Source organism: Mesorhizobium sp. M2E.F.Ca.ET.219.01.1.1, from assembly GCF_004016445.2.
Lineage (GTDB): Bacteria > Pseudomonadota > Alphaproteobacteria > Rhizobiales > Rhizobiaceae > Mesorhizobium.
The window spans coordinates 116,729-143,274 of the sequence record NZ_SADT02000007.1; the positions used below are offsets into that span (position 1 = coordinate 116,729).

At 63.9% G+C, this 26,546-nt stretch carries 27 protein-coding genes; 11 read left to right on the forward strand and 16 right to left on the reverse strand.

What is annotated here, in order from left to right:
- Positions 1-66: 66 nt before the first annotated feature.
- Positions 67-624 (reverse strand): SH3 domain-containing protein, encoded by a 558-nt coding sequence (locus tag EN862_RS29115; RefSeq protein WP_095819378.1) that lies wholly within the window; start codon positions 622-624, stop codon positions 67-69.
- Between the two features lie 269 nt (positions 625-893).
- On the opposite strand from EN862_RS29115, the gene EN862_RS29120 reads away from it, so the two are divergent.
- A complete protein-coding gene (locus EN862_RS29120) occupies positions 894-1,895 on the forward strand; it encodes a D-glycerate dehydrogenase (protein ID WP_127867545.1) in 1,002 nt (333 codons plus the stop codon).
- Positions 1,896-1,919: 24 nt separating this feature from the next.
- On the opposite strand, the gene EN862_RS29125 is transcribed toward EN862_RS29120, so the two are convergent.
- The 12 genes from EN862_RS29125 to EN862_RS29180 all read right to left on the reverse strand — a co-directional run bounded on the left by EN862_RS29125 (position 1,920) and on the right by EN862_RS29180 (position 13,951).
- A complete protein-coding gene (locus tag EN862_RS29125; RefSeq protein ID WP_127867544.1) occupies positions 1,920-2,498 on the reverse strand; it encodes a GNAT family N-acetyltransferase in 579 nt (192 codons plus the stop codon).
- Positions 2,495-2,929, reverse strand: a complete 435-nt coding sequence (locus tag EN862_RS29130) for a DUF126 domain-containing protein (RefSeq protein WP_127867543.1) — start codon at positions 2,927-2,929, stop codon at positions 2,495-2,497. The genes EN862_RS29125 and EN862_RS29130 overlap by 4 nt, the downstream gene beginning before the upstream one ends.
- Complete coding sequence (locus EN862_RS29135; RefSeq protein ID WP_127867542.1) at positions 2,926-4,179, reverse strand: aconitase X catalytic domain-containing protein; 1,254 nt, start codon at positions 4,177-4,179, stop codon at positions 2,926-2,928. Before EN862_RS29135 ends, EN862_RS29130 begins: the two co-directional genes overlap by 4 nt.
- The gene (locus EN862_RS29140; RefSeq protein WP_127867541.1) at positions 4,176-4,664 is read right to left on the reverse strand and encodes a GNAT family N-acetyltransferase; all 489 of its coding nucleotides are present in this window, start codon (positions 4,662-4,664) and stop codon (positions 4,176-4,178) included. Before EN862_RS29140 ends, EN862_RS29135 begins: the two co-directional genes overlap by 4 nt.
- A 4-nt stretch (positions 4,665-4,668) precedes the next feature.
- Positions 4,669-5,424 (reverse strand): molybdopterin-synthase adenylyltransferase MoeB, encoded by a 756-nt coding sequence (locus EN862_RS29145; protein ID WP_127867540.1) that lies wholly within the window; start codon positions 5,422-5,424, stop codon positions 4,669-4,671.
- Between the two features lie 134 nt (positions 5,425-5,558).
- On the reverse strand, positions 5,559-6,719 hold the full coding sequence (gene recF, locus EN862_RS29150) for a DNA replication/repair protein RecF (protein ID WP_127867539.1): 1,161 nt from the start codon (positions 6,717-6,719) through the stop codon (positions 5,559-5,561).
- A gap of 137 nt (positions 6,720-6,856) precedes the next feature.
- Positions 6,857-7,975, reverse strand: a complete 1,119-nt coding sequence (dnaN, locus tag EN862_RS29155) for a DNA polymerase III subunit beta (protein WP_095819339.1) — start codon at positions 7,973-7,975, stop codon at positions 6,857-6,859.
- Between the two features lie 200 nt (positions 7,976-8,175).
- Entirely contained in the window at positions 8,176-9,723 is a 1,548-nt protein-coding gene (gene dnaA, locus EN862_RS29160) for a chromosomal replication initiator protein DnaA (RefSeq protein ID WP_127867538.1), read from the reverse strand.
- Between the two features lie 843 nt (positions 9,724-10,566).
- A complete protein-coding gene (gene rpsT, locus EN862_RS29165; RefSeq protein ID WP_127867537.1) occupies positions 10,567-10,833 on the reverse strand; it encodes a 30S ribosomal protein S20 in 267 nt (88 codons plus the stop codon).
- Positions 10,834-11,014: 181 nt separating this feature from the next.
- Complete coding sequence (locus EN862_RS29170) at positions 11,015-11,788, reverse strand: enoyl-CoA hydratase (protein ID WP_127867536.1); 774 nt, start codon at positions 11,786-11,788, stop codon at positions 11,015-11,017.
- A 41-nt stretch (positions 11,789-11,829) separates the two neighbouring features.
- Complete coding sequence (gene mutM, locus EN862_RS29175) at positions 11,830-12,720, reverse strand: bifunctional DNA-formamidopyrimidine glycosylase/DNA-(apurinic or apyrimidinic site) lyase (RefSeq protein ID WP_127867535.1); 891 nt, start codon at positions 12,718-12,720, stop codon at positions 11,830-11,832.
- Positions 12,713-13,951 (reverse strand): phosphopentomutase, encoded by a 1,239-nt coding sequence (locus EN862_RS29180; RefSeq protein ID WP_127867642.1) that lies wholly within the window; start codon positions 13,949-13,951, stop codon positions 12,713-12,715. The genes mutM and EN862_RS29180 overlap by 8 nt, the downstream gene beginning before the upstream one ends.
- A gap of 132 nt (positions 13,952-14,083) precedes the next feature.
- On the opposite strand from EN862_RS29180, the gene EN862_RS29185 reads away from it, so the two are divergent.
- Positions 14,084-15,022: a PhnD/SsuA/transferrin family substrate-binding protein gene (locus EN862_RS29185; protein ID WP_127867534.1), complete on the forward strand. Its 939-nt coding sequence runs from the start codon at positions 14,084-14,086 to the stop codon at positions 15,020-15,022.
- A 3-nt stretch (positions 15,023-15,025) separates the two neighbouring features.
- Here EN862_RS29185 and EN862_RS29190 read toward each other — a convergent pair whose 3' ends face one another.
- The 3 genes from EN862_RS29190 to EN862_RS29200 form a co-directional block, all read right to left on the reverse strand.
- Positions 15,026-15,652: a TadE/TadG family type IV pilus assembly protein gene (locus EN862_RS29190; RefSeq protein WP_127867533.1), complete on the reverse strand. Its 627-nt coding sequence runs from the start codon at positions 15,650-15,652 to the stop codon at positions 15,026-15,028.
- Between the two features lie 42 nt (positions 15,653-15,694).
- Positions 15,695-16,258, reverse strand: a complete 564-nt coding sequence (locus EN862_RS29195) for a TadE/TadG family type IV pilus assembly protein (protein WP_245519752.1) — start codon at positions 16,256-16,258, stop codon at positions 15,695-15,697.
- 167 nt (positions 16,259-16,425) lie between these two features.
- Positions 16,426-16,848, reverse strand: a complete 423-nt coding sequence (locus EN862_RS29200) for a pilus assembly protein N-terminal domain-containing protein (protein WP_112127940.1) — start codon at positions 16,846-16,848, stop codon at positions 16,426-16,428.
- Positions 16,849-17,206: 358 nt separating this feature from the next.
- Between EN862_RS29200 and EN862_RS29205 the strand changes: the two genes are divergently transcribed.
- The 9 genes from EN862_RS29205 (at position 17,207) to EN862_RS29245 (ending at position 26,495) form a co-directional block, all read left to right on the forward strand.
- On the forward strand, positions 17,207-17,386 hold the full coding sequence (locus EN862_RS29205) for a Flp family type IVb pilin (RefSeq protein ID WP_095819348.1): 180 nt from the start codon (positions 17,207-17,209) through the stop codon (positions 17,384-17,386).
- A gap of 246 nt (positions 17,387-17,632) precedes the next feature.
- A complete protein-coding gene (locus EN862_RS29210) occupies positions 17,633-18,151 on the forward strand; it encodes a prepilin peptidase (RefSeq protein WP_127867531.1) in 519 nt (172 codons plus the stop codon).
- Between the two features lie 197 nt (positions 18,152-18,348).
- Positions 18,349-19,161, forward strand: a complete 813-nt coding sequence (cpaB, locus tag EN862_RS29215; protein ID WP_095819350.1) for a Flp pilus assembly protein CpaB — start codon at positions 18,349-18,351, stop codon at positions 19,159-19,161.
- A complete protein-coding gene (locus tag EN862_RS29220) occupies positions 19,158-20,684 on the forward strand; it encodes a type II and III secretion system protein family protein (RefSeq protein ID WP_127867530.1) in 1,527 nt (508 codons plus the stop codon). Before cpaB ends, EN862_RS29220 begins: the two co-directional genes overlap by 4 nt.
- A gap of 14 nt (positions 20,685-20,698) precedes the next feature.
- A complete protein-coding gene (locus EN862_RS29225) occupies positions 20,699-21,430 on the forward strand; it encodes a CpaD family pilus assembly protein (RefSeq protein WP_127867529.1) in 732 nt (243 codons plus the stop codon).
- Between the two features lie 37 nt (positions 21,431-21,467).
- Positions 21,468-22,757, forward strand: coding sequence for a CpaE family protein (locus EN862_RS29230; RefSeq protein ID WP_127867528.1), 1,290 nt, complete (start codon positions 21,468-21,470; stop codon positions 22,755-22,757).
- 30 nt (positions 22,758-22,787) lie between these two features.
- Positions 22,788-24,296: a CpaF family protein gene (locus tag EN862_RS29235; RefSeq protein ID WP_127867527.1), complete on the forward strand. Its 1,509-nt coding sequence runs from the start codon at positions 22,788-22,790 to the stop codon at positions 24,294-24,296.
- 155 nt (positions 24,297-24,451) lie between these two features.
- The gene (locus EN862_RS29240) at positions 24,452-25,465 is read left to right on the forward strand and encodes a type II secretion system F family protein (protein ID WP_127867526.1); all 1,014 of its coding nucleotides are present in this window, start codon (positions 24,452-24,454) and stop codon (positions 25,463-25,465) included.
- 13 nt (positions 25,466-25,478) lie between these two features.
- Positions 25,479-26,495, forward strand: coding sequence for a type II secretion system F family protein (locus EN862_RS29245; RefSeq protein ID WP_127867525.1), 1,017 nt, complete (start codon positions 25,479-25,481; stop codon positions 26,493-26,495).
- Positions 26,496-26,546: the final 51 nt, after the last annotated feature.

Consider the following 26,546-nt stretch of genomic DNA (forward strand, 5'->3'; position numbering starts at 1 on the left):
AAGTACGTGAGCACCGGAAGCGCAGCCGCCATTCGCAGGCCGGCCTCACCTGAATATCGACACAGCCTAGTTCTTGAACTTCTCGCCGGGATAAGCGCCCCAGACCTGCGACTGGGCCATCCAGCCGGTGTGGCCGTCAAAGGTCATCTCGCACCATTGGCCGTCGCATTTCTTGATCGAGCCGATCACGCCCGGCTCGATGATGGCGATGACACCGGCATCCTTGTCGGGTTCGTCGAGCAGGTTGACCTGCCCGCCCTTGCCTCGCTGCCAGGGCGCGACGATGGCGGTGCGCCGGCCGGAAAGCAGCGACTGGTTGATCCAGCCCTCCGATCCATCTGCATCGCGCACGCGGCGCCATGTGTCGAATTCCTGGATGACTTCCATCGGCAGCCCGGCCTTCATGTACATCCAGTTGACGGAATAATTGGCGCCGGGGCCGACGCGCGAATTGACGCGGGCCGGTTTCAGGCTGACGAAGCGCGGCAGCGGCAGGCCGCTCGGACCAAGCGTTATGGTTTGCGCCGGCGCGGCCGCGCTTTGCGCGAATGCCTGCGGCGCGCAAAGGAGGGCGCCAAGGATGGCTGCGCTGAAGGCCAGGCGAAGCGACGCGAAACCAGACACTTTCGTTCCTTTCGGCGCCGGTCCGTCGGATGAGCGCCCCTTTTTCTTTGTCTTCGGCGGCACCGCTTGTTACAGGAGTGGGCTGATGCCGCGACTGGCTACAAGTTTCGCCGGTCTTGGTTAAAGAGGTCTCAACGAGATCGGTTTCGAGAGCAGGATCCCGAAAATTGGGAACCGGTTTTCGGAACAGATCATGCTCCAAAAAAGAGTAGGATCAGGATGACGATTCAACGAAACGTCATCCTGCTCTAGGAAGCTTCGGGGATAAAATGGCAGGCAAAAAACGGCCCCTCGTCGTCATCACGCGCAAGCTGCCCGACCCTGTCGAGACCCGCATGCGCGAGCTGTTCGACGCAAGGCTGAATGTCGAGGACCGGCCGATGACCCAGCCGGAGCTGGTGGCGGCGGTCAAGGAAGCCGACGTGCTGGTTCCCACCATCACCGATCACATCGACGCCGCGCTGATCGCCCAGGCCGGGGAAAACCTGAAGCTGATCGCCAATTTCGGCAACGGCGTCGACAAGATCGACGTCGCGGCGGCGGCCAAGAAAGGCATCACCGTCACCAACACGCCGAATGTGCTGACCGAAGACACCGCCGACATGACCATGGCGCTGATGCTCGCCGTGCCGCGCCGGCTCGCCGAAGGCGCCAATGTGCTGACGGGCGAGAAGAAATGGGCCGGCTGGTCGCCGACCTGGATGCTCGGCCGGCGCATCTGGGGCAAGCGTCTCGGCATTGTCGGCATGGGCCGCATCGGCACGGCCGTCGCCAGGCGGGCCAAAGCCTTCGGCCTGTCGATCCACTACCACAACCGGCACCGCGTGCTGCCGGCGGTCGAGGAGGAGCTGGAGGCAACCTATTGGGAAAGCCTCGACCAGATGCTGGCCCGCATGGACATCATCTCGGTCAATTGTCCCTCGACGCCGGCGACGTTCCACCTTTTGTCCGGCCGCCGGCTGGCGCTGATGCAGCCTTCAGCTTACCTCGTCAACACCGCGCGCGGCGATATCATCGACGAGGAAGCGCTGATCAAGCTGATCCATGACGGCAAGATCGCCGGCGCTGGCCTCGACGTCTATGAGCACGAGCCGGCGCTGAACAGCAAGTTGTTGAAGCTTGCCGCCAAGGGCAAGGTGGTGCTTCTGCCGCATATGGGCTCGGCCACGCTCGAGGGCCGCATCGACATGGGCGAGAAGGTGATCATCAACATCCGCGCCTTCTTCGACGGCCATCGCCCGCCGGACCGGGTTTTGCCGTTGAGGACCTGAGTTACAAATCAGTCGCGGGTGGCTTTAGAAGTCCCGCTTCATCATGACCCATTCGCTTGGGCCGCTCCTGCCGCCATAAGCGATCCAGGGAAGTTTGTCGGCCGCGACGAAACCAAGCCTTTGATAGACGGAAATCGCGGCAAAATTGGCGTCTTCTACGGTCAGGCACAGGCCTTTCGCTCCGGCTGAGCTGGCGAGTTCGCCGGCATGAGCAAGCAGCCGCGTTGCCAAGCCCTTGCCGCGGAACTCGGGATAGGTGGCAATCGCGAGGATGGACCAGTAGCCGATCAGTCTTGTTTCCAGCGTGACCAGAGGCATCAGGGCTGGCGAGATCTCTGCCGCGTAGTCCTGGTTATTTGCAAGCAGCTCTCCGACCAATCCGCCGGCTATCGTCCCATCGACCTCGACCAGCCAGGACTTGGAGAAATGATAGGGCGCGTTCGCATCGGCGGATGCAGCCCGACGGGCCGCCTCCAGCACTGCATGGTCTTGACCGCTGTCCCTGATCCAGCTGTCGAGATCGATACCGTGCCCGGCGATGTCGACGATCGCTGCGACGTGCAACGCGTCGTTCCTTGCCGCCGGGCGAATGAGAATGCTCATGGCAGCCCGTCCAAAATACCAAGACGCCGCAAGATCGACCCGTCGGCGCCGACGGCGACTTGGCCGCCTCGAAAACTGTCGAATTGATCGCGTTCAAGCCGCACCGCGATCGGCGTCTGCCAGCTCATCTCCCGGGCGACGATCAGGCCGAGCAGCAGGATGGCGTCCGGCTCGTGCAGGACGAGTGCGGCCGGCGCGCGTCCGTTGTGGACCAGTTCCATCAGCACCGCCGAGGCCGATGACGAGCCGATCGTGCCCGGCAGGAACAGCACCTTGCCGGCAATGACTTCGCCATGCTGCGGGTGGCGGACATCGGCGATGCGGCCCGTCTTCGGGTCGACGCCGCCCCAAAAACTGATCGGCGCCGTCAGCACCAGCGCTTCGCCTTCGCCCGCCGTGCCCGGCACAAGGATTTCGGTGGCGGCGCTCATGCGGTGACATCCGTGAAGACCGGCCTGCCGAGGACCGCGCTTTCGACGCAGTCGGCGAGCGACGCGTAGAGCACCGCATAGCCGGTGTTGCCCGGCGCGTAATGCGCGAACTTGCCCGAATTGGTCATCAGCACGCCGTTGCCGATGTCGGGCATGATCGGCGTCACCACCACGCATGTGTCGGCGACGATGACCACGCCGCTGGCCTCGAGCCTTTTGCGTCGGCCGTCCTTTTCCAGCAAGGCAAGCGCGTGACGGCCGGTGCAGGCATAGATCGGCACGGCTAGCCGCCGTCCCGCGATCAGCCGCTCCAGGCCGTCGAATTCGGCGTGCGACAGATGCGGGCTGCCGATCGCCACCGCATCGATCGTCCTGGCCGCCGCCGCGGTGGACAAGCCGGCGCGCGCCTTCGCCGCCATGTCGGGCGTCACGCGGATCACCGCCTCCGGTTCCGGCCCGGCCAGGATGGTTGCGACGTCGGGAGCTTCGGGCGTGACGCCGGCAATGTGGAACAGGCCGACCGCGCCGGACGATGCGGCCGCAGCGCCGAAGGCTTTCAGCGCGTCCTCGCCGGGATGACCGGCCACGCCGGTGACGACACCGATCGCGTTGCCGACCTCGCGGCCGTAGAGGCTGCCCAGGACAGGCCAGGCGATCTCCGAGGCAAGGAAGGAAGGCGACAGGCCCGAGACATCGAAAATGAGCCTCGCCCGGCGATTCTCGGGCCGGTGCAGCCCGTAATCCGGGGCGCGTCCGGTGATGGCGCAGGCAATGTCGAGAAAATCGCCATAGCGGTTGGTGCGCGCGCCCAGCACAGAATTGCAGAAGACGACCGCGTTGGACTCGCCCCAGGCCACGTCGCTGCCGAGTGTTGGCCTGTGTCCGGCCTGATAGGGCGCGCAGGTCCAGCTCTGCTCGCAGCCGAGCTTGCGATAGGCCTCCATCATCCGCCGCGCCATGCCGCGCTGCGGCTCCTCGAGACGAATGCGCGAGCAGCCCATCAGGTCGAGCGCTCCGACATTGAGCGTCGAGCGCACCGCGACCTTCGCGCCGCCTTCGACCAGCCTCTCGGCGAACAGCGTCCCGGAGTCGCCATGATAGAGCGCGCCGTCGATATGGGTGGAAGCGATCGGGATCAGCCGCGGCGCGCCGAGCAGCCGTGCGCTTTCGGCGACGATGCGCATCGCCATGCCCGCGCCGTCCTGGCCGGCGGCGATCGCCTGTTCTTGCGGGATGAGTGCGAGACTCAAGACAGCACCTTGCGCATGGTGATGGAGGTCGGCCTGTCATAGCCCTGATGCGCCGTGCGCCCGGTCTCGTGAAAGCCGAGCCGGGCGAAGGCCGCGTGGTTTGCGGTCAGCTCGATGCGGGTCTGGAGCTCGATCGCATCCTTGTCCCGTTCGCGGGCAAGATCCTCCACCGCTTTCATCAGCCTGGCTCCGACGCCTTGACCCTGGAATTCTGGCTCGACCGCGAGCTTGCCGACATAGAAATCCCGCGCCCGCTCCAGCGCGAAAACGCAGCCGACGATGCGGTCGTTCTCGACGGCCAGAAACCCTGTCTCCTTTTTCGCTTTCTCGGCAAGGCTGTCGGCGCTCAGAAGATGCGCCGAGGAGGGCGGGTCGATAACGCCGTCCATATAGGCAAAGGCGCGGCGGATCAGCGCGAGCAAGTCGCCCCATCGGTCGAAATCCGCCTGAAGCCCGACTATGGAGATGCCGACGGTCTGGTCCATGCGCTCAGACGGCCTTGTAGCGGATGGTGTCGAAGCGGGCCGTGAGCCCGTCATAGAGCAGCAGCCTGCCGATCAGCGGCTCGCCTATGCCGGTGATCAGCTTGATCGCCTCCATCGCCTCCAGCGCGCCGATGACGCCCGTCAGCGCGCCGACGATGCCGGCAACGGCGCAGGAGGGCACCAGCCCTTCGGGCGGCGCTTCCGGGAACAGGTCGCGATAGCCCGGATTGCGCTTGCCGTCGGCGCCTGTCTCGAACGGCTTCAGTACCGTCACCGAGCCGTCGAAACGGCCGACGGCGGCGGTGACGAGGGGCTTCTTCTCGCTGGCGCAGGCATCGGCGACCGCGTAGCGCGTCTCGAAATTGTCGGAGCCGTCGACAACGACATCGTAGCGCGCAACGAGAGCAGGGGCGTTCTCTTCCGTCAGCCTCAGGCGGTGCGCTTCCACCGTGACGTTGGGGTTGATGCGCATGATCGCTGCTGCTGCGCTGTCGGTCTTGGCCAGGCCGATCGTGTCGTTGCCATGGATCACCTGCCGCTGCAGGTTAGACAGGGAAACCGTGTCGTCATCGACGATGCCGAGCGTGCCGACACCGGCTGCGGCGAGATATTCGAGCACCGGCGCGCCGAGCCCGCCGGCGCCGATCACCAGCACCCGCGCCCGTTTCAGCCTCTGCTGGCCCGGCCCGCCGATCTCGGGCAGCACGATGTGCCGGGCATAGCGTTCGAGTTCTTCGTCGGTCAGGGCGGCACTGGTCATGGCTGGACCTTATCGCTGACGCAGAGCCTTGTCAGTAAGCGCAAGGCAAAGCCTTGTGGTCCACATGACGAGGCAAAAGATTGGCATGACGCAAGGCAAGGCCTTGTGGCGCAGTGCCGAAATAGCTTCACCGGCTAGCCGGTCAGCGCGACGCTGCCATGATCGACCGTGAGGAATTGCGCCCGGCCGGCAAGGCTCGAAAACAAGGCGGCATCCGTGCCCGTCATGAAGGCCTGGCAGTTGAGCTCCTCGAGGATCGAGAACAGCGCCGCGCGCCGGCCCGCGTCGAGATGCGCGGCGATCTCGTCCAGCAGCAGGATCGGCGTCAGCCCCGACATCTCGCCGGTCAGCCTGGCATGCGACAGCACGATGCCGACCAGCAGCGCCTTCTGCTCGCCGGTCGAGCAAAGTTCCGCCGGCATAGACTTGGGCCGGTGCCGCACCACCAGGTCGGAGCGGTGCGGGCCGTCCAGCGTGCGGCCGGCGGCGCGGTCGCGTTCACGGCCATTGGCAAGCGCCGCGCGATAGCGTTCCTCGACATCGACGGCGGCTGCATCGCCGAGCGCGCTCTCCAGGTCCCCGGCGAGGCTGATATCGGCCTGCGGAAACGGCCCGCTGCCGGGCAATCTGTCGATCATGGCCGCAAGCAGCCGCACCAGCTCGGCCCGCGCCGCGGCGATGGCCACGCCGGTTTCGGCCATCTGCGTCTCGATCGCGTCGAACCAGGCGCCGTCCCGCGAGCCTTCGGTAAGCAAGCGGTTACGGCCGCGCATGGCCTTCTCATAGTCGAGCGCGCGCTGGCCATGGCCTGGATCGATCGCCAGCACCAACCGGTCGAGGAAGCGGCGGCGGTCCGCCGCCGGCCCGGGAAACAGCCCGTCCATGGCCGGCGTCAGCCAGACGACCCTGAGCCATTCCAGCATGTCTTCGGCCGATCGCGCCGGCGCGCCGTTGATCCGCACCTTCCTGCCGCCTTCGCCGGCGGCGTCGCCGCCGGAAATGCCGGTGCCGATCTCGACCTGGCCCTCCGGCCCCTCGATGCGCGCATGCAAGGCGAAGCCGCCATCGCCGCCTTCGCGCGCCACATCCGCATAAGGCGCGCGGCGCAGGCCCCGGCCCGGCGTCAGGAATGAGATCGCTTCCAGGAGGTTGGTCTTGCCGGCGCCATTGTCGCCCGACAGCACCACCGCGCCAGGTATAAGGTCGAGCGAAAGCGCCGCATAGTTGCGGAAATTAGTAAGCTTTAACTTACTTATATAGCTTTGCTGCTGAAGCTGTTTCGCATCCGCGGTCACGACGACACATCAGGTCCGCTAGAGCAATTCCAGGAAAAGGGCACTGCGGTTTTCCGCCTGGAATTGCGACGGACAAAAGCGCAATTCCAGGAAAAGTGCACAGCGGTTTTCCGTCCGGAATTGCGTCGACAAGAGACCTAGACCCGCATCGGCATCAGCACGTAGAGCGCGGTTTCGTCGGCCATGTCGTGGATCAGCGTCGGCGAGCCGGCATCCGCCAGCATGAACTTGGCCTCCGAACCGGTGAGCTGGGCCGCCACGTCGAGCAGGTACTTGGCGTTGAAGCCGATCTCGATCGGGTCCGACGAATAGTCGGCCGCCAGTTCCTCGGTGGCGCTGCCAGAATCCGGATTGTTGACCGCGAGCGTGAGCTGGCCGTCATTGATCGACAGTTTTACGGCCCGGCCGCGTTCGGAGGAAATGGTCGAAACGCGGTCGACCGCGGCGGCGAAGCTCTGGCGATCGATGATCAGCTTCTTGTCGTTGCCGGTCGGGATCACGCGCTGATAATCGGGGAAAGTGCCGTCGATCAGCTTCGACGTCAAAACGACGCTGCCGATGGTGAAGCGGATCTTGGTATCCGACAGTTCCGTCGTCACCGCGACATCGGGGTCGTCGACCAGCTTCTGCAGCTCGCTCACCGTCTTGCGCGGAATGATGATGCCCGGCATGCCTTCCGAACCGGCCGGCGCGTCGATCTCGGCGCGCGCCAGGCGGTGTCCGTCGGTGGCGACCGAGCGCAGCTTCAGCTTGCCGCCGACCTCAACGGCGTGCAGGTAGATGCCGTTCAGGTAGTAGCGCGTTTCCTCCGTCGAGATGGCGAACTGGGTCTTGTCGATCAGCCCCTTCAGCGCCGCCGATTCCAGCCGGAAGATATGCGAGAACGAGCCGGCAGAAAGCTCCGGGAAGTCGGATTGCGGCAGGCACTGCAGGCGGAAGCTCGAACGTCCCGAGGTGACGGTCATCGCGTTGCCGTCCTCGTCCGTCTTCAGCATCACCTCGGCGCCGTCGGAAAGCTTGCGCACGATGTCGTAGAGCAGATGCGCCGGCACCGTCGTCGCGCCGCCACGCTCGACCTTGGCGGGTGTCGCCTCCGTCACCTCGAGGTCGAGGTCGGTCGCCTTCATCTCGAGGCTCGCCCCCTCGGCGCTGAGCAGCACGTTGGAGAGGATCGGGATGGTGTTGCGCCGCTCGACCACGCGGTGGACGTGGTTGAGGGACTTCAGGAGATTTGACCGTTCCAGGATAACACGCATGACGAACAGGCTCGCTTCAATGAATGAACGGGTCACCGTCAGGCGGCATCCCGCGAAAGCCCTGAAAGGCTTTCAGAATCTCTGTAAGCTGACAGTAAAAAGCCTGCGAACGCAAGCCCGCGGCACCGGTTCCGGCCGGTTGCGCGGGCTTTCTGGGGATAAAGCCGGCGATGCGGGTCGCCGGCCATTTTCGCATTGCCTCAGGCCTGGTCGTTGATCAGCCTTCTGAGCAGTTCGAGCTCCTGCGCCAGCGTGTTGTCGCCGCCCGAGAGATCCTCGATCTTGCGCACGGCATGCAGCACGGTCGTGTGGTCGCGGCCGCCGAAGCGACGCCCGATCTCCGGCAGCGAGCGCGGCGTCATCACTTTCGACAGATACATGGCCACCTGCCGCGGCTTGACGATGGTGCGCGTGCGCCGGTTGGACAGAAGCTCCGTCTTCGACACGTTGTAGTGGCGCGCCACGATGCGCTGGATGTCCTCGATGCGCACCCGCTTCGGCTCGCCCGAGCGGTAGATGTGGCCGAGAATCTCGTCGATGCGGTCGATCGTGATCTGCGGCTCGAAGGACTGGCGAAACAGAAGCTGGTTGAAGGCGCCTTCGAGCTCGCGCCCGCTGCCGGTGACCGTACGGGCGACATGCTCCAGGATCTCGTCCGAGATGTCGAGCGAGGTGTCATCGGTCTTGGCGGTGGCGCGGCGCAGCTTCAGCATGCCGAGCCGCATGGCGAAATCCGGCGCCGACATTTCCAGCGCCACGCCGCCATTGAGGCGCGAACGCACGCGCGGTTCCAGCGATTCCAGTTCCGACGGCGGCCGGTCGGCCGCCACCACCACCTGCTTGGCGCTGTCGAGCAGCATGTTGATGAGGTGGCAGAACTCGTGCTGGATCGATTTGCCTTGCAGGAACTGCATGTCGTCGATGATCAGCAGATCGATGTCGCGCAGCTGCTCTTTCAGCGTCAGCGCGTTGTTGTCGCGGATCGCCGTGGCGAAGCGCCACATGAAATACTCCGCCGTCAGATAGACGACGCGCGACTTCGGATTGTGCCGCAGCGATTCCGCCGCGATCGCCTGCAAGAGGTGCGTCTTGCCGAGCCCGACGGTGGCATGCAGGAAAAGCGGGTTGAAACGCACCGCGCTCGACTGCGATTCCGCCACGGCTCTCGCCGCCGCGAAGGCCACCCTGTTGGACGGTCCCTCGATGAAGGAGGCGAATGTGTAGCGCGGGTCGAGCGGCGATCCCAGCACATTGTGGCGGAACTCCGGTTCCACGGACGCGCCCTGACGGGGCGCCGGCGCCCGTTGTTCCACGCGTCCGGCGCTCGCGGTGCCGTTGGCGAGCGCGGTGTGCGTCTGCCTGGTCATCTTGCGGGCCGGCACGATTTCCGGCTCGACATGGTTGCGCCCCTGGCGCGTCGCGGTGCGCACGACGATCTCGATCTTGAGGACGTCGGGATCCTCGTGCCGCCACAGCTCCGCGATAAGCTCGAGATAGTGGCCGTTGATCCATGACCGCAGGAAGGCGGTTGGCACCGAGATGCGGATAATGCCGCGGGAGGCCTCGGCGACCTTCATGCGACCAAACCAGCTCGAATAGACCTCGGCCCCGAGACGCGCCTTCAGCTGGGCCTTGACCCGCTCGAACTTCTGTTCCGCGTCGTTGGATGCCGCCACGTCGTCCCCTCCGACAAAAGTTGCTGAAAATGGGAGCTCGCCCGCTATCTCCCTCTCGATGCCGCCCTGCATGATCAAAGTTCCTTGTCTTCTCGTACCCTTTTCCCGCCGGGGATGCGCCTCCTGCATCCTTGGTCCGACGACCTCATTCGCTGCGCTGCCGCTGCCGCCGCCGGCAAACGGTCATCGCAACTCGCGCAAGGGACCAGCCGCCGGCTCCGCGCGCCGGCTTTCGACAAAGACAAGGCAATACGCCACCCTCCGGCGAAAACGCCGGCGAGACATCGACTGCCAATGTACAATTACGCCAGTCCCCTACCGCCACCGAAGAGACAAACCAAGCCACGCGCGGAATTGCTCCACGTCATGAATTCTGCCATTTTGTGCTGGCCGATTCAGGCTGGGTCAGGGGCTTAGTGCCCGTCCCTTCGATGGATGGACATTACCGAAATCGCTGTGGATAGGGCAAGGCCACGTCTAACGGTTTTTTAACGAATCTGGTTACCGGAAGGGGCTTGAATTCGGATGCCGCCACGGCACGTTTTGACAAAGCCATTGTGATTCAAACCCTTTTCCGGCGAATATGAAAAAGGCCCCCCGAAACGAAATATTCTGAAATAATTCTCTTGACAGCTACTTCTCCCCCGCCGTCCGACCGCGCGTTGAACAAGCTGTGGATGACCGTCTGTAAGTCTTTGAAAAAAATGCCGAATTTCTGACAGGGGAATTTGGGCAGCTGCCGCAGCGGGGGCGCGCAGATATAAGCGGCGCTGTATATGCCGGCAAAACATTACCGGCATTTGAATCGCCTCACAAGTGCGGCTTCCGGGCGAACTTTTTAAGTACTTGCCGGCAAACGAAAAAACCCGGCCTGTACGGCCGGGTTCAATATCGACGGAGTGAAAGAGGAGTCGGTCAGGCCGACAGCGTCTTGACCCGCTGGGCCAGCCGCGAAACCTTGCGGGAAGCCGTGTTCTTGTGAACGACGCCCTTGGTGGCGGCGCGCATCAATTCCGGCTCCGCTGCCTTGAAGGCTTCGACCGCGGCGGCCTTGTCGCCGGCGGACAGCGCCTCTTCGACCTTGCGGACATAGCTGCGCACGCGCGAGCGACGGTTCTTGTTGACCGCAGCGCGGCGGGCGATCTTGCGCGTAGCCTTTTTGGCCGAGGAAGTGTTGGCCATGATGCCTCTCTTCTGATCTGGTGAGCGCCAGCGATGTCGCAGGGCGCAAAAAACAAACGGGCAGCCACGGGCCGCCTCGGTTGGTGCGGCTTATAGTTCAGCTTTTTCGGCGCGTCAACGCCGCTTTGCCGTGTTTTTCGGGCTTCATAACGTGTCGCTCAGAATCGCGCCGTGCCATGGCTCAGCGATTGGTGAAATTGGGTTTCCGCTTCTCGACGAACGCAGCCATGCCTTCCTTCTGGTCGTCGAGCGCAAACAGCGAATGGAACAGACGGCGCTCGAAGCGCAGCCCCTCGGCCAGCGTCGTTTCGTAGGCGCGGTTGACGGCTTCCTTGGTCATCATGACCGACGGCAGCGAGAACTCGGCGATCTTCGCCGCCGTCTTCAACGCTTCGTCGAGCAGTTCGGCGACCGGGACCACCCGCGACACCAGTCCGCAGCGCTCGGCCTCGCCCGCATCCATCATGCGCCCGGTCAGGCACATGTCCATCGCCTTCGACTTGCCGACGAAGCGCGTCAGCCGCTGCGAGCCCCCCATGCCCGGCATGACGCCGAGCGTGATTTCGGGCTGGCCGAACTTGGCGTTGTCGCCGGCGATGATGAAGTCGCACATCATGGCCAATTCGCAGCCGCCGCCGAGCGCATAGCCCGCGACCGCCGCGACGATGGGCTTGCGCGTGCGCGTGAATTCCTCCCAGCCGACGAAGAAATCCTGCGTGTAGGCGTCGGCGAAGGAGATCGCCTGCATTTCCTTGATGTCGGCGCCGGCAGCGAACGCCTTTTCCGAGCCGGTGAGCACCATCGCGCCGATCCCCGCATCGGCGTTGAACGCGCCCGCCGCCACCACCACCTCCGCAAGGACCTGCGAATTCAGCGCATTGAGCGCCTTGGGCCGGTTCAGCGTGATCAGCCCGACCTTGCCGCGTGTTTCCACGAGAATGGTTTCATAGGTCATGGCGTACGTCTCCTCGCTTCTCTTGGAGAGACCGGTCTAGCTCACCGCTGACAGGTCCGGCAATAGAAGGTCGAGCGGCCGCTCTGCACGATGCGCTCGATATGGCCGCGGCAGCCCGGTTTCGGACATGGCTCTCCCTCGCGATCATAGACCGCGAAGGAATGCTGGAAATAGCCGAGGGATCCATCGGCCTGCACATAGTCGCGCAGCGAGGAGCCGCCGGCGGCGATCGCGTCGGCGATGACCGCGCGGATCGCCTCCGCGAGGCGCCCGCTTTGCTCTTTCGCCTTCTTGGCCGACCCGGCAATGGTACCAGCTTCGCGCAACGGCGACAGGCCGGCGCGCCACAGGGCCTCCGCCACATATATATTGCCAAGTCCGGCGATCAGCCGCTGATCGAGCAGCGCCGCCTTGAGCGGCGATCTGCGATCCTTGAGCAGTGAGGCGAGCAGGGGACCGTCGAGCGCGTTGCCGGTCGGCTCGACGCCCAGTCCGGCCAGCATCGGATGCGTGTCCGGCGCGCCTTCGGCAAACAGCATGAAGCCGAAGCGGCGCGGGTCGTTGAAGATGACGCTGGATCGCACGCCCTTTTGCGAGACGACGTCGAACACGACATGGTCGTGCGCCGCATTTTTCGACCGCTCGTGATGGAAAGAGCCGGGGATGTCGCTGCTCCCGGCGGTTTCGACCCGGAATGATCCCGACATGCCGAGGTGGCAGATCAGCACCGGACCATCCTCGATATGCATCGTCAGATATTTGGCGCGCCGGCCAAGCGCCGTCACGGTCTTGCCGGTAAGCCGCTGCGAAAAGCGTTCGGGAAAAGGAAAGCGAAGGTCGGGCCTGCGCGCTTCGACCTTGACCAGCCGCGCACCCTCTAGCACCGGCTGCAGTCCACGCCGGACTGTCTCGACTTCGGGCAGCTCAGGCATGGCCGCCTATCGTTGCGAGGAAGGATGTTCCATGGCGGCCGGCTGCCAGGCCAAGGTGATCCGCAACGGTTTCGCCGATATCGGCGAAGGTCGGCCTGAGCCCGATGTCGCCGCCCTTCAGCCCCGGCCCGATGCCGATCACCGGAACGCGCTCACGCGTATGGTCGGTGCCGCGCCAGGTAGGGTCGTTGCCGTGATCGGCTGTGAGGATGAGAAGGTCGCCCGGCCTCAGGCGCGACAGCGCCTCGGGCAGCCGGCGGTCGAAGGCTTCGAGCGCCGCGGCATAGCCGGCGACATCGCGCCGATGGCCGAACTCGGTGTCGAAGTCGACGAAATTGGCAAAGACCAGGTCGCCTTCGCCGGCATCGTCCATGGCGCCGAGCGCCTTGTCGAACATCGCCATGTTGCCGCCGGCCTTGCGCACGTCCGAAATTCCGCGATGGGCGAAGATATCGCCGATCTTGCCGACCGCGATGACCTTGCTGCCGCGCTCCGTCAGCCGGTCGAGCAGGGTCGGCTCCGGCGGCGGCACCGCATAGTCGCGGCGGTTGTGGGTGCGCTGGAACGTGGCAGGCGTCTCGCCCACGAACGGCCGCGCGATCACGCGCCCGATCTTGAGCGGATCGACGAGCCGGCGCACCGTGAGGCAAAGCTCATAAAGCCTCTCCAGGCCGAAATGCGTTTCATGCGCGGCGATCTGCAACACGGAATCCACCGAGGTGTAACAGATCGGTCTGCCGGTGCGGATATGCTCCTCGCCGAAGCGCTCGATGATCTCGGTTCCCGGCGCATGGCAATTGCCGAGGATGCCCGGCACCTTGCCCTCGCGGATGATCGCCTCGGTCAGCTCGGGCGGGAAGGCCGGCATGGTATCGGGAAAGTAACCCCAGTCGAAGCGCACGGGCAGTCCAGCGATCTCCCAATGGCCCGACGGCGTGTCCTTGCCGCTCGACACCTCCTGGGCGGCGCCGTGGAAGACCGAGGCGACCGGCGGCGCATCGATGCCGGTTCTGAGCCCCGTCGCGGTTTGCGCCGCCCGGCCAAGCCCGAGCGACATCATGTTGGGCACGGCGAGCGGTCCTTTGCGCAAACCCTCCCGATCGGCGCGGCCTTCGGCGCAAGCCTTGAAGATATGCCCGAACGTGTCGGCGCCGGCATCGCCATAACGTTCGGCGTCGGCCGCGCCGCCGATGCCGAAAGAATCGAGAACGAACAGGAACGCGCGCGCCATGGGTGTCATTGTTGTCAGTCCTGGTCGCCAGACATAAGGTTCCCTCGCGGCGTTGGCAAATCGGAAACCAAACCGCAACCGCTTCGCGCCATAGTTGCGACGAGGCGTGGATATGGCGGGAGCAAAGCAAGCATGGCGAGGCGCGGCAAAACCGCGGCAAGGCAGGCCGCGAAAATATGCGCGGCCGCTCTCCTGGCGTCAGGCGCCGCCGCATGGCCGGCACACGCCGACTGGCGTGACGACATCGGCACGTTCCGCATCGGCATCGTTGCCGAGCCGGGCGGCGGCAACTCCGTCCCCGGGCTTGCGCGTCTGACGGAAGCCTACGCCAATGCGCTCGGCATGAAGGTCGAATTCGTCGTTGCGCGCGACTATGCGGCGCTGATCGAGGCGCAGGCGAGCGGGCGCGTGCAATACGCTGTCTATTCGGCGCTCGCCTATGCCACGGCCTCAGAGCGCTGCGGCTGTGTCGAACCACTGGTGGCGCCGGTCGACGCCGACGGCGCCGTCGGCATCCGCTCCGTCCTGGTGACGCGCGACGGCAGGCTGCAGGATCTTGCCGCCATGGCTTCGCATCGGATCGCGATTGCGCCGGCCGATAATGTCGGCGGCGCGCTGCTGCCGCTGGCTGCCCTTTCCGCCGCAGGGGTCAAGATTGCGCAGGATTCGCCGTTCCTGGCACGCACCGCGTCGGCCACGGCGGCCGAGACGATGTTGAGCGGCGGCGATGCGGATGGCCTGTTCGGATGGGAGCCGGCCGATGCCGACGGTCAATCCATCCATTCCGGCGGCACGCTCGCGCGGCTGGAGGCTGCCGGCATCCCCGGGGCATCGCTTAGGGTGTTATGGACCTCCGACCTGTTGCGCTACGGGCCGCACGCAGTCCGCAGCGATCTCGATTCCGAGGCGAAACGCCGGCTGACGGTCTTCCTGACCAATCTCAAATCGCAGACGCCCGATATGTACGACCTGCTGGAGAGGGCGCATTCCGGTGGCTTCGTGCCGGCGATGTCCAAGGATTACGCCATGGCGACGGCCATCTTGCGGCAGGCATCCGATGGCCGGGAGTGACGATCAGCAGTCGCTGCAAGGAATGGTCGGACTCCGGCGAGGCCTGAGATAATAGGTCTCGCTCATGTTTATGTGGCTGAAGGTCGACAACAATCCGGCCGATCTCTGCTGGGCGTTGTTCGCGTCCCACGAGATCACCGGCGTATAGCCAAGGTCGCTCTCGACGCGGATCAGGAAGGTGTTGCGGATTTTCAAGTTCGTCGGCACCGTGGTGATCGTGTTCGGGGTCGCGTCGGCGCTGTAGGTGTTGCCCACCAGCTTGCGCGACCATGCCACCAGCACCCTCGGTGTTGCCTCGTCCGTGATCTGGATCGCGGTGATGATGATCGACGGCTGCGAGCGGTTGTAAGGCAGAAGCGTCGTGCTGCCGATCTGCATGATCGCTTCGAGGTTCGCCTTCACGACCGTCTGCTGCTGCGTGACGAGGTCGGCCACCATGCTGCCGATGCGGCTGACCTTCTTGCTGGTCTCGATGGCTTGCGATGCCTCCATCGTGATGAAATACATGATGAGCAGCACCGGCGCGATGAACGCAAACTCGATCGCGGCGACGCCGCGCCGATCGTGGCCGAACCGCCTCGCTCGCGCCACGATGGCCGAAATCCCCCAATGTGCCCCCGCACGGTACATCCTATCCCTCCAAGCCGCCCAAGCCCCAGCCGCCCGCCGGCCTTAGTTGTCGTCGAATGGTTCGTTCTGCCAGGTCACGGACGCAAAATGCAGCGTGGTGCCGTCGCTGAAATTCTGCATCTGCTTGGCCAGCAGATCCGTCATCACCGGCCATTTGTAGAACACCCGCAGCATGTTGATGGATTCTGCCAGGCCGGGCGTAACCGTGAAGGTCATGTCGCTTCCCGACTGGGTCAGCACGATGTCGTTGCCGACGATCTTGAAGCCTGCCGTGGCGGCCTGCGCAAAGCTCGAATATTCGCGCAGATCGACCTTCAGCCCCGGGCAGTTCTGGGCGACCATGATCTGCAGGCGGCTGCAGATCGCTTGCTTGATGGAAGCTTCGGTGACGTTCGACCTCTGCAACTGCCCGGTTCGCAGCTGGCGGGCGACGTCATCCGTGGCGTTGGCCATCACCTCCTGGCCGGCAAACGAGATGCAGCTCTCGAGGATGGCGAAGACGAGAAGCGCGAACGGGATGGCCAGCATCGCAAATTCCATTGCGGTGCTGCCGCGTCTGTCGCTGAAGAAGCCGGGGCGGGATTTGGCGCGCGCCGTGCTGTCCATGCCGTTGCCGGATGTGGCATCCTTGCTCATTTGCGTTCCTGCCGATCCCCTTGCGGTACCGGCGGCAAGGTAGCGAAGACCCGTTGAGGTCCGGTTTGGATGATCGTTAAATTCGCCGGGCAGGCTTTAAGCTGTCCTTAACGCCTGCTCCGACGCTCCCTTCGGGCTTAGTGCGCGGCGCTCATTTCGGTCTCGGAAGCCTTCTCGGCGTCGGTCTTGTAGGCGCTCTCGCAATAGGGCGTGCAAGACATGGTCTGGACTTCGGCACGCCTGTAGATGCGCACCGAGGAAGCGGCCTGCCGCACGACGGTCACCTGTTCATCGATGATCGGGCTGCCGTCCGAGTCGAGTACCACCAGATTGGTGACGCCAAACCCTTTGCCTGTAAGAACGATGGTCGAGGCGTCCTGCACCGAGGCGTCGGCGATGGCCGGGTTGCCGATGACGACGGTGTCGGCCGCGCGGGACAATTTGACGATCTTTGCCTGGTTCATGGTCACTTCTACACCCGCGCCAGCCCTGGCCGGCATCACCAAGGCAGCAGCCGCCAGCAGCGCGGCGACTGGAAACAGTGATCTCGACAAGGTCATTGAAGCGCTCCCGGCAGGCGGATTCTTCAACGGAACATGAACGAGATTGGTGAAGCAACGGTTAAACCGTGCCGGGTCGCGATGGGGGATCGGTTTGCCGATGCCTCACATATCCATTGTGCCCGCTGTTTTAGCAAGATTGCGGGAGCCGCTGGTTTCCGCTGTTTTGCGGGGGGCGCACGTTGGCCGATGACGTTTAGGCTGCGGTTAACCACGCAGCGCGTTCACCCCCGGAAAGGAATCGGTAAGGCTGTTTATTAAGCCGATCGAAACGGCTTCTCCCTAGATTCGCAGCATCCGATCAACCGCAAAGAGAAGTTGACGGAAGTGCTGTAACACGTGGAGTAGGAGCTCTCGAATGTCTAATCTCATTGCACGTTTCGTGAAGGACGAATCCGGCGCGACCGCCATCGAATACGGTCTGATCGCCGCCCTCATCGCGCTCGCCATCATGGTCGGCGCTTCGCAGCTCGGCGGCGCGCTGAACGCCAAGTTCACCGCCATCGCAGGCGCGGTCAACACCGGCACCGCTCCGTGATAAACGGAAATATTCTTGTCTAGTAGAGGGGCCGCCGTTTGGCGGCCCTTCTTCATGATGGCAACCAATGCTGTCGTCCGGATGCGGGCAGCGATCTTGCCGCGATGAGAGATGCATCCAGCAAGCGCTTGAAACGCATCGCCTGGACCCGCTTCATTACGGCGCGCATCAAGGAGTGTCCCGTCTCATCGATTGTTAACGGGATGTGCTTAAGTTCCAAACCGAGCTTCCACGGGTGCCGCTTCAATGCTTGAAGCCGTTATCTTCGTCGTCTTCCCATTCTGCATGCTGTTTGCTGCGATCTCCGACACGTTGTCGATGACGATCGCCAACCGCGTTCCCGTGCTGTTGGTGGCGACATTCGCGCTTGTCGCGCCGCTCACCGGCATGGACTGGGCAACCTATGGCTGGCACTTCGCTGCCGGCGCCCTCGTGCTTGCCACGACATTCGGCCTTTTTGCGCTGGGCGGCATGGGCGGCGGCGACGCCAAGCTTCTGGCCGCGACCGCTCTATGGATGGGCCTCAACATCAACTTGATCGGCTATCTGGTGACGTCGACTTTCATCGGGGGACTGCTGACCGTCGCAATCCTGGCTTACCGGAAATCGCCGCTGGCCGCGTATACCGGCCACAGCCGATTCCTGCGCTACTTTGCCGACGAGAAAGTGGGCATTCCCTATGGCATCGCGCTTGGCGCCGGTGGACTGATCACGTTCCCGGATTCGCCGCTGGTGGTCTGGGCGCTGCAGAGGCTCACGGCATAGGTTTTGGCGACATCGATGTCGGCGACCGAAGGCGGCCAGGCCGCCTTTTTTGTTAATAGCGGGCCGTTCGATCTAATTTGAGTAAACCTTAAATTAATCACGATCGTAAGCATTGCATTAACCTTGTTTTGACGATTGCAGCTGCAAAGTCCGGCCAGGCGTGGGTGGTTTGCCACGAGGCGAAGGGTTTTGGACGAATGCCAGCATCCCGATTGATTATTCTGGGCGTGGCTGCGGTCGCGGCGGGTGGCGCGGGCTATGTCGCCAAGAACATGGTCGTGGCGCCGCCAGCGCAGGTCGTTGTCAATGCGCCCGCGCAGCCGGCAGTCGCATTGCAGGACGTTCTGGTGCTTTCCGGCGACGTGGCGATGGGCAGCCAGCTCGGCAACAACATCAGCTGGGAAGAATGGCCGGCCGACGGCGTCAATGCCAATTTCATCACGCGGGCCGCCGAACCTGACGCGGTCGAAAAGCTCAAGGGCTCGGTCGCGCGCGTCGCCATGTATACGGGCGAGCCGCTGCGCCGCTCCAAGCTGGTCGGCGAGGGGCAGAGCTTCATGTCCTCGATCCTGCCTTCGGGGATGCGCGCTGTCGCCACCGCGATATCGGCCGACACCTCTGCCGGCGGCTTCATCCTGCCCAACGACTTCGTCGACGTCATCATGACCCGCCGTGCCGACACCGGCAACGGCGGCAGCGGCTTCAACACCTCGACCATCCTCAAGAACATCCGCGTGCTGGCCATCGACCAGACCATCCAGGAGGACGAGGAAGGCAAGAAGACCAGGGTCGGCCAGACCGCGACGCTGGAACTGACGCCGCAGCAGGCCGAGATCATCACCGTGGCGCAGCAGATGGCGGACCGCCTGACGCTCGCGCTGCGTCCGATCACCGACATCCATGAAAAGAGTACGGACGAAGCCGACTATCTGGTCAACGGCAATGGCCGGCACGGAACAGTGCGTCTGATCAAGTCGGGCGAAGTTTCCGAGGTTGGAGCAAGGAAATGAGGCTAAACGGTAAACTGCTGCCCTTCCTGGCGGCCGCGGCGATCGGCCTGCTCCTGATTGGCACCAACGCTTCGGGACTGGTCGAAGCCAAAGCCGCGAGCGCCGGCGTATCGGCTTCCGTCGCCACGCAGCGCGTCAAGCTTGGCCTCAACAAATCCGTGGTCATCGATCTGCCGAACGATGCCTATGACATCCTCGTCGCCAATCCGGCGGTTGCCGACGCGGTGACGCGCACGGCGCGGCGCATCTACCTGTTCGGCAAGGCGGTCGGCGAAACCAACATCTTTGTCTTCGGCCCCAATGGCGAGCAGATTGTCAGCCTCGACCTGGCCGTCGAGCGCGATGTCGCCGGGCTGGAAGACTATCTGAAGCGCTTCATCCCGTCTTCGCAGATCAAGGTCGAGCTGCTCAACGACAACGTCGTGCTGACGGGCACGGTCGACACGCCTCTCGATGCCAAGCGCGCCGTCGACCTGGCAACCATCTTCGTGTCCGGCGGTGAAGCGACGACCGGTCAATATTCGCAGACCGCCGCCGGCGGCTCGGTCAATGGCGGCGTCGACATCAACAACCCCGACCAGGAACGCCGGGTCTCCAAAATCGTCAACCTGTTGCAGATCATCGGCGACGATCAGGTAACGCTCAAGGTGACGGTCGCAGAAGTCAGCCGCTCGGTGATGAAACAGCTCGGCGTCAATATGCTCGCCAGCGGCGGCAGCAACGGCATTTCCTGGGCGGCGCTCAGCGACCCTTACACGGGTCTTGGCAAACCGCTGTCGAACGCGGGCCTCTCTACCAGCTCGTCAGGGCTGCAGTCCTATATCAACGCAATGGAACAGTCGGGGGTCATGAAGACCCTGGCTGAGCCGACTTTGACCGCCGTGTCCGGGGAAAAGGCGACATTCAAGGTCGGCGGCGAGTACAATATTGTGAAGAGCGTTTCCGCCAACGTGTCCACCGACAACCAGACCGGTCTGAAGAACTATTCGGTCGACAAGATCGAGTATGGTATCGGGCTGGAGTTCCAGCCGGTTGTTCTGTCGCCCGGTCGCATAAGCCTGAAGGTTAGGACGTCGGTTTCCGAACCGACGACCGAAGGATCCGTATCGGCATCCACGGACAATCAGAGCATCGGCATGAACGCCTTGTCGCTGCGCAAGCGCCTGGCCGATACGACGGTGGAACTGCCTTCCGGCGGTTCGATGATGATCGCGGGCCTCGTGCGCGACGATCTCAGGCAGGCTGTCACCGGATTGCCCGGCCTGACCAAGATCCCCGTGCTCGGAACGCTCTTCCGCAGCCGCGACTTCGTCCGCAACGAAAGCGAGCTCGTCATCATCATCACGCCTTACCTGGCGCGGCCGGTGGCGCGCAACGACCTGGCCAAGCCGGATGATAACTTCAACGCGGCGAGCGACGGCGCCGGAATGTTCCTCGGCCGCGTCAACCGCGTCTACGGCACCATGCAGACCGACAGGCCGCCGGGCCGCTATCACGGCGTTGTCGGCTTCATCTACAAATGAGTGGGAATGCGGATATGTCCAAGTCAGCATCGAAGGTCATGACGGTCCGGACAGCATCCGGCATCGCAAGGATACGCCGGCAGGTGGTCCCGGCACTGGCGGTCGCGCTTGCGGCGTCGCTCGCCGGATGCGCCAATCGCGACAGCGTTACAGTCGGATCGATACCCGACGACTACCGCACGACCCATCCCATCGTCATCGCCGAGAAGAACCAGAAGATCGACCTGCCGGTCGGCGCCGGCGATCGCGGCATGACGGGCGCGCAACGCGACACGCTGCTCGGTTTTCTCGACGGTTACGACAAGAGCGCCGCGCCGGCGCTGACGATCGCGATGCCGGCCGGCTCCGCCAACGAACTTGCCGCCCGCGCGGCCGGTCGCGATTTCGCCAGGCTTGCCATGGCCGCGGGCGTCAAGCGCAACCGCATCGTCATGACATCCTATCAGTCGGCCGTGCCGGAGGCGTCCGCGCCGGTGCGCGTCGCCTTCGTCGCGGTGCGGGCCCAGACCGACAAATGCGGGCGTTGGCCCGACGACCTGACCGAGACGTCGGAGAACAAGCACTATGCTGACTTCGGCTGCTCCTACCAGAACAATCTCGCGGCCCAGGTCGCCAATCCCAACGATCTGATCGGGCCGCGCAAGCAATCCGAAATCGACGCCGAAAATCGCGGCGCGGTGATCGATGTGTACCGGGCCAGGGGCATCTCCGACGAGTTCCTCGGCAATTCGGAAGTGACGTACTGAGCCGCCGGACGACGAAGAGAGCAGTCACGGAAAGAGCATGACGATGAGCAATCTTGCCTACGACACGCCCGCGGAAACCGGCGACCTTTCGCAGCAGGACATCGCCGCCATGCAGGCGCTGCGCCCCGTGCCGCGCATTTCGATCCAGGCTTTCTGCGAGACGGAAGGCGTCGCCAGCCCCGTGGAGCGCGCCGGTGAGGACCGCCGGATGGCCAAGGCCCATCTCAAGGTCCATATGGGCGGTGTCCCGACCGCGATCGAGTTCTACCAGTCCGCGCCGACGCCGAACCTGATCCTGCTGGAATCGCGCAGCGAGCCGAAGCAACTGCTCGAACAACTCGGCCAGCTCGCGGAATATTGCGATCCGTCGTCCAAGGTCGTGGTCATCGGCCACTACAACGATGTCGGGCTCTACCGCGAGCTCATCCGTTCCGGAATCTCCGAATATGTCATCGCGCCGGTCTCGATGACCGACATCGTCAGCGTCGTGTCGTCGATCTTCGTCGATCCGGAATCGGAGCCGATCGGCCGCTCGATTGCTTTCATCGGCGCCAAGGGTGGAGTCGGCTCATCGACCATTGCTCACAATACCGCCTGGGCGATGTCGTCGCTGTTCAAGTCCGAAGTTGTCATCGCCGATCTCGACCTCGCCTTCGGCACCGCCAACATCAACTTCGATCAGGATCCGGCTCAAGGCATCGCCGAGGCCGTGTTCTCGCCGGAGCGGGTCGATGAGGTCTATCTCGATCGCCTGCTCGCGCAATGCGCCGAGCATCTGTCGCTGCTTGCGGCCCCCTCCACCTTGGAGCGCGTCTATGATTTCGACGCTGAGGCGTTCTCGCAGGTCATCGAGATGGCGCAGCGCAGCGCGCCCCTGCTGGTTCTCGATATCCCGCACATCTGGAGCGGGTGGACGAAGAGCACGCTGATCAAGGCCGACGAGATCGTCATCACGGCCACACCCGAGCTCGCAAATCTTCGCAACACCAAGAACATGGTGGACATGCTGAAGCGGCTGCGTCCGAACGATCCGCCGCCGAAGCTGGTCATCAACCAGGCAGGTGTGCCGAAACGGCCGGAGATAGCGCCTTCCGATTTCGCCGAGCCGCTCGGCATCACGCCCATGGCGGTGATCAATTTCGAACCGGTGCTGTTCGGCAATGCCGCCAACAACGGCCGCATGCTCTCCGAGATGGACGCCAAGAACCCGGTCGTCGCCACCATCAATGAGATAGCGCATGTGCTGACCGGACGTAGCGAAATCAAGACAAAGAAGAAGGCGGGCCTGGGTTCGATCCTCGGCAAGCTCTCGCGCAACAAGAAGTGACGCTGTTTGAGCGGCATCGGGTAGTCGATCATGTTTGGTAAGAGAGGCAAAGACGACGGCAACCGGGTGACGCCCGAATTCCGTCCGCCGGCATCGGCGCCCGCCGCTCCCGCTTCGACGGGAACGATGACGGCCGAGCGGCCGGCCGCGCCGGCGTCCAGCGCGCCGCCCGCGCCGTCCGCGCCGCCGGCCCGCCGTCCCGTCGAGGCTCCGCCGATGGCGCCCGAGCCGCCGAGAAGGGTCCAGCGCGAGCGCAGCGAGACCTATTACGACACCAAGAGCCAGGTTTTCTCCGCGCTCATCGACACGATCGACCTGTCGCAGCTCGCCAAGCTCGATCCCGAGAGCGCGCGCGAGGAAATCCGCGACATCGTCAACGACATCATCGCGATCAAGAACTTCGCGATGTCGATCTCCGAGCAGGAGGAGCTGCTCGAGGATATCTGCAACGACGTTCTGGGCTATGGGCCGCTGGAGCCGCTGCTTGCCCGCGACGACATCGCCGACATCATGGTCAACGGCTCCAAGAACGTCTACATCGAAGTCAATGGCAGGGTCGAACAGACCGGCGTCCGTTTCCGTGACAACCAGCAGCTGCTCAACATCTGCCAGCGCATTGTCAGCCAGGTCGGCCGTCGCGTCGATGAATCGAGCCCGATCTGCGACGCGCGCCTGCCCGACGGCTCGCGCGTCAACGTTATCGCGCCGCCGCTCTCCATCGACGGCACCGCGCTCACCATCCGTAAATTCAAGAAGGACAAGCTGACGCTGGACCAGCTGGTCAAGTTCGGCGCCATCTCGCCGCAAGGCGCGGAAATCCTCAAGATCATAGGCCGGGTCCGCTGCAATGTCGTCATCTCGGGCGGCACCGGCTCCGGCAAGACGACGCTGCTCAACTGCCTGACCAACTATATCGATCGCGAGGAGCGGGTCATCACCTGCGAGGACTCGGCCGAACTGCAGCTGCAGCAGCCGCATGTGGTTCGTCTCGAAACCCGGCCGCCCAATCTCGAGGGCGAGGGCGAGGTGACCATGCGCGATCTCGTCAAGAACTGCCTGCGCATGCGGCCCGAGCGCATCATCGTCGGCGAAGTGCGCGGACCGGAAGTGTTCGACCTTCTGCAGGCGATGAACACCGGTCACGACGGGTCGATGGGAACGATCCACTCGAACAGCCCGCGCGAATGCCTCAACCGTATCGAATCGATGATCGCCATGGGCGGCTATTCGCTGCCGCAGCGCACCGTGCGCGAGATCGTCGTCGGCTCGATCGACGTGATCATCCAGGCCGCACGCCTGCGCGACGGTTCACGCCGCATCACCCACATCACCGAGGTGGTCGGCATGGAAGGTGACGTCATCATCACCCAGGATCTCGTCCTCTATAACATCAAGGGTGAGGACTCGAGCGGGCGGCTGGTCGGCGAGCACGTGTCGACGGGCATCGGCCGCCCGCATTTCTGGGATCGCGCCCGCTATTATGGCGAGGAGCAGCGCCTCGCCAATGCGCTCGAGGCGATGGAGAAACGCGCTGACTGATTTGTCTGGAGGTCTGAAGCAATTCCAGGAAAAGTGTGAAGCGGTCGGGTTCGGCGACTTCGCCGTAACTTTCCGTCCGGAATTGCATCTAAACAAAGGAATAGGGCGGTTCGCCGTTTCTGTGAAACGGCGAAAGGGCCTAGGGGCACCGGTCGATGTTCGGAATTGACACCACCGTCCTGGCGTTCATCGTACTTGCCGGCTTCAGCGCCGGCGCGGTGGCCTATGCTTTCCTGTTCACGCGCCTCGACAATGAGAAGCAGGCCGGCAAGCGGCTTCAGACGATCAAGACGGCCGAAACCGACCGGTCGGTGGTGAAAGCCACGCGCGATCGCGCCGCGGAGGCGGTCAAGCGGCGCAAGAGTCTCCAGGACTCGCTCAAGCAGCTCGACGAGAAGCAGAAGACCAACGATCGCAACGTCAAGAAACCGCCGCTGAAGGTCCAGATCCGCCAGGCCGGCATGCAGGTCCCGATCGAGCGCTTCTACATGTACTCCGCCGTCTGCGGCATCATCCTGACGGGCCTTCTCTTTTTCGTCGGCGCGCCCCTGTGGGCGCTGCCCGGCGCCCTGCTGGTGGGCGGGCTCGGCCTGCCGCGGTGGTTTGTTTCGTTTCGCCGCACACGTCGCGTCAAGGCCTTCCTGGAAGAGTTTCCGAACGCGCTCGACATCATCGTGCGCGCGGTCAAGTCCGGTCTGCCGCTCAACGACGCGATCCGCCTGATCGCCAATGAATCGCCCGAACCGGTCCGGTCGGAGTTCCGCCGCATCGTCGATTCCCAGCAGATGGGCATGTCGGTCCCCGACGCCGCCATGCGCATGTCCGAGACGATGCCCTGCAGCGAGGCCGGCTTCTTCGGCATCGTCATCCAGATCCAGTCGCAAGCCGGCGGCAACCTGTCCGAGGCGCTGGGCAACCTTTCGCGCGTCCTGCGCGACCGCAAGAAGATGAAGGCCAAGGTCCAGGCGCTGTCGATGGAAGCCAAGGCATCCGCCGTCATCATCGGCGCCCTGCCTTTCGTCGTCGCCTTCCTCGTCTATCTGTCGAGCCCGACTTATATCATGCCGCTGTTCACCACCAGTGTCGGCAACCTGATCCTCGGCTGCTCGGGCGTCTGGATGTCGATCGGCATCCTGGTGATGCGCAAGATGATGAACTTCGAGGTGTAGGGGCGCGAATCCGGTGACAGAACAGGTCGTCAAAACACTCACCGACCCTTCCTTCCTGATCGCGATGCTGGTCGGCATCGCCGTGTTCGCGACCGTGTTCACCCTTATGCCGGCGTTCGGCGGCACGTCGCTCAAATCGCGCATGAAGTCCGTGGCGCTCGAACGCGACAGATTGCGCGCCGAGCAGCGCGCGCGGCTGGCCAGCGAGGCCGACCGCCGCCGCAAGGGCCTGCGCGAGGAACAGTCCGTCGGCATGCGCAACATCGTCGACCGCCTGGATCTGAAGCGCGCGCTTGCCGACGAAAGCACGATCCAGAAGCTCAAGGTCGCGGGCTTCCGCGGCCAGAACCCGCTGACGCGCTTCCTGTTCTTCCGCCTCGTCCTGCCATTCGTGGGTTTTGCGCTGGCGGCCGTCTACCTGTTCGTGCTCGGCGGCCTGCCGCAGCAGCCGGCTTTCATCAAGCTGTTCGTCTGTGTCGTCGTCGCCTATGGCGGCTTCTACGCGCCGATCCTCTACGTCAACAACCGCGCGACCAAGCGCAAGCAGTCGATCCAGCTGGCGTGGCCGGACGCGCTCGACCTGATGCTGATCTGCGTGGAATCCGGCATGTCTGTGGAAGCGGCCCTGCGCAGGGTCGCCGATGAAATCGGCGCGCAGTCGGTCGCGCTTGCCGAGGAATTCGTGCTCACCAATGCCGAGCTGTCCTATCTGCAGGATCGCAAGATCGCCTATGAGAACCTGGCAAGCCGTACCGGCCTGGAATCGGTCAAGTCGGTGTCGCAGGCCCTGGTCCAGGCCGAACGGTACGGCACGCCGGTGGCGCACGCGCTGCGCGTGCTCGCCTCGGAAAGCCGCGACATGCGCATGAACGCGGCCGAGAAGAAGGCCGCAGCACTTCCGCCGAAGCTCACCGTGCCCATGATCCTGTTCTTCCTGCCGGTGCTGTTCGCCATCATCCTGGGCCCGGCCGGCATCCAGGTCAGCCAGCGCGGCATCTTCGGCGACCAGCACAGCTCCTCGAGCCAGTAGGCTATCGGCTGGCGCCAATCAAAAAGCCGCGCGGGGTTTCGCGCGGCTTTT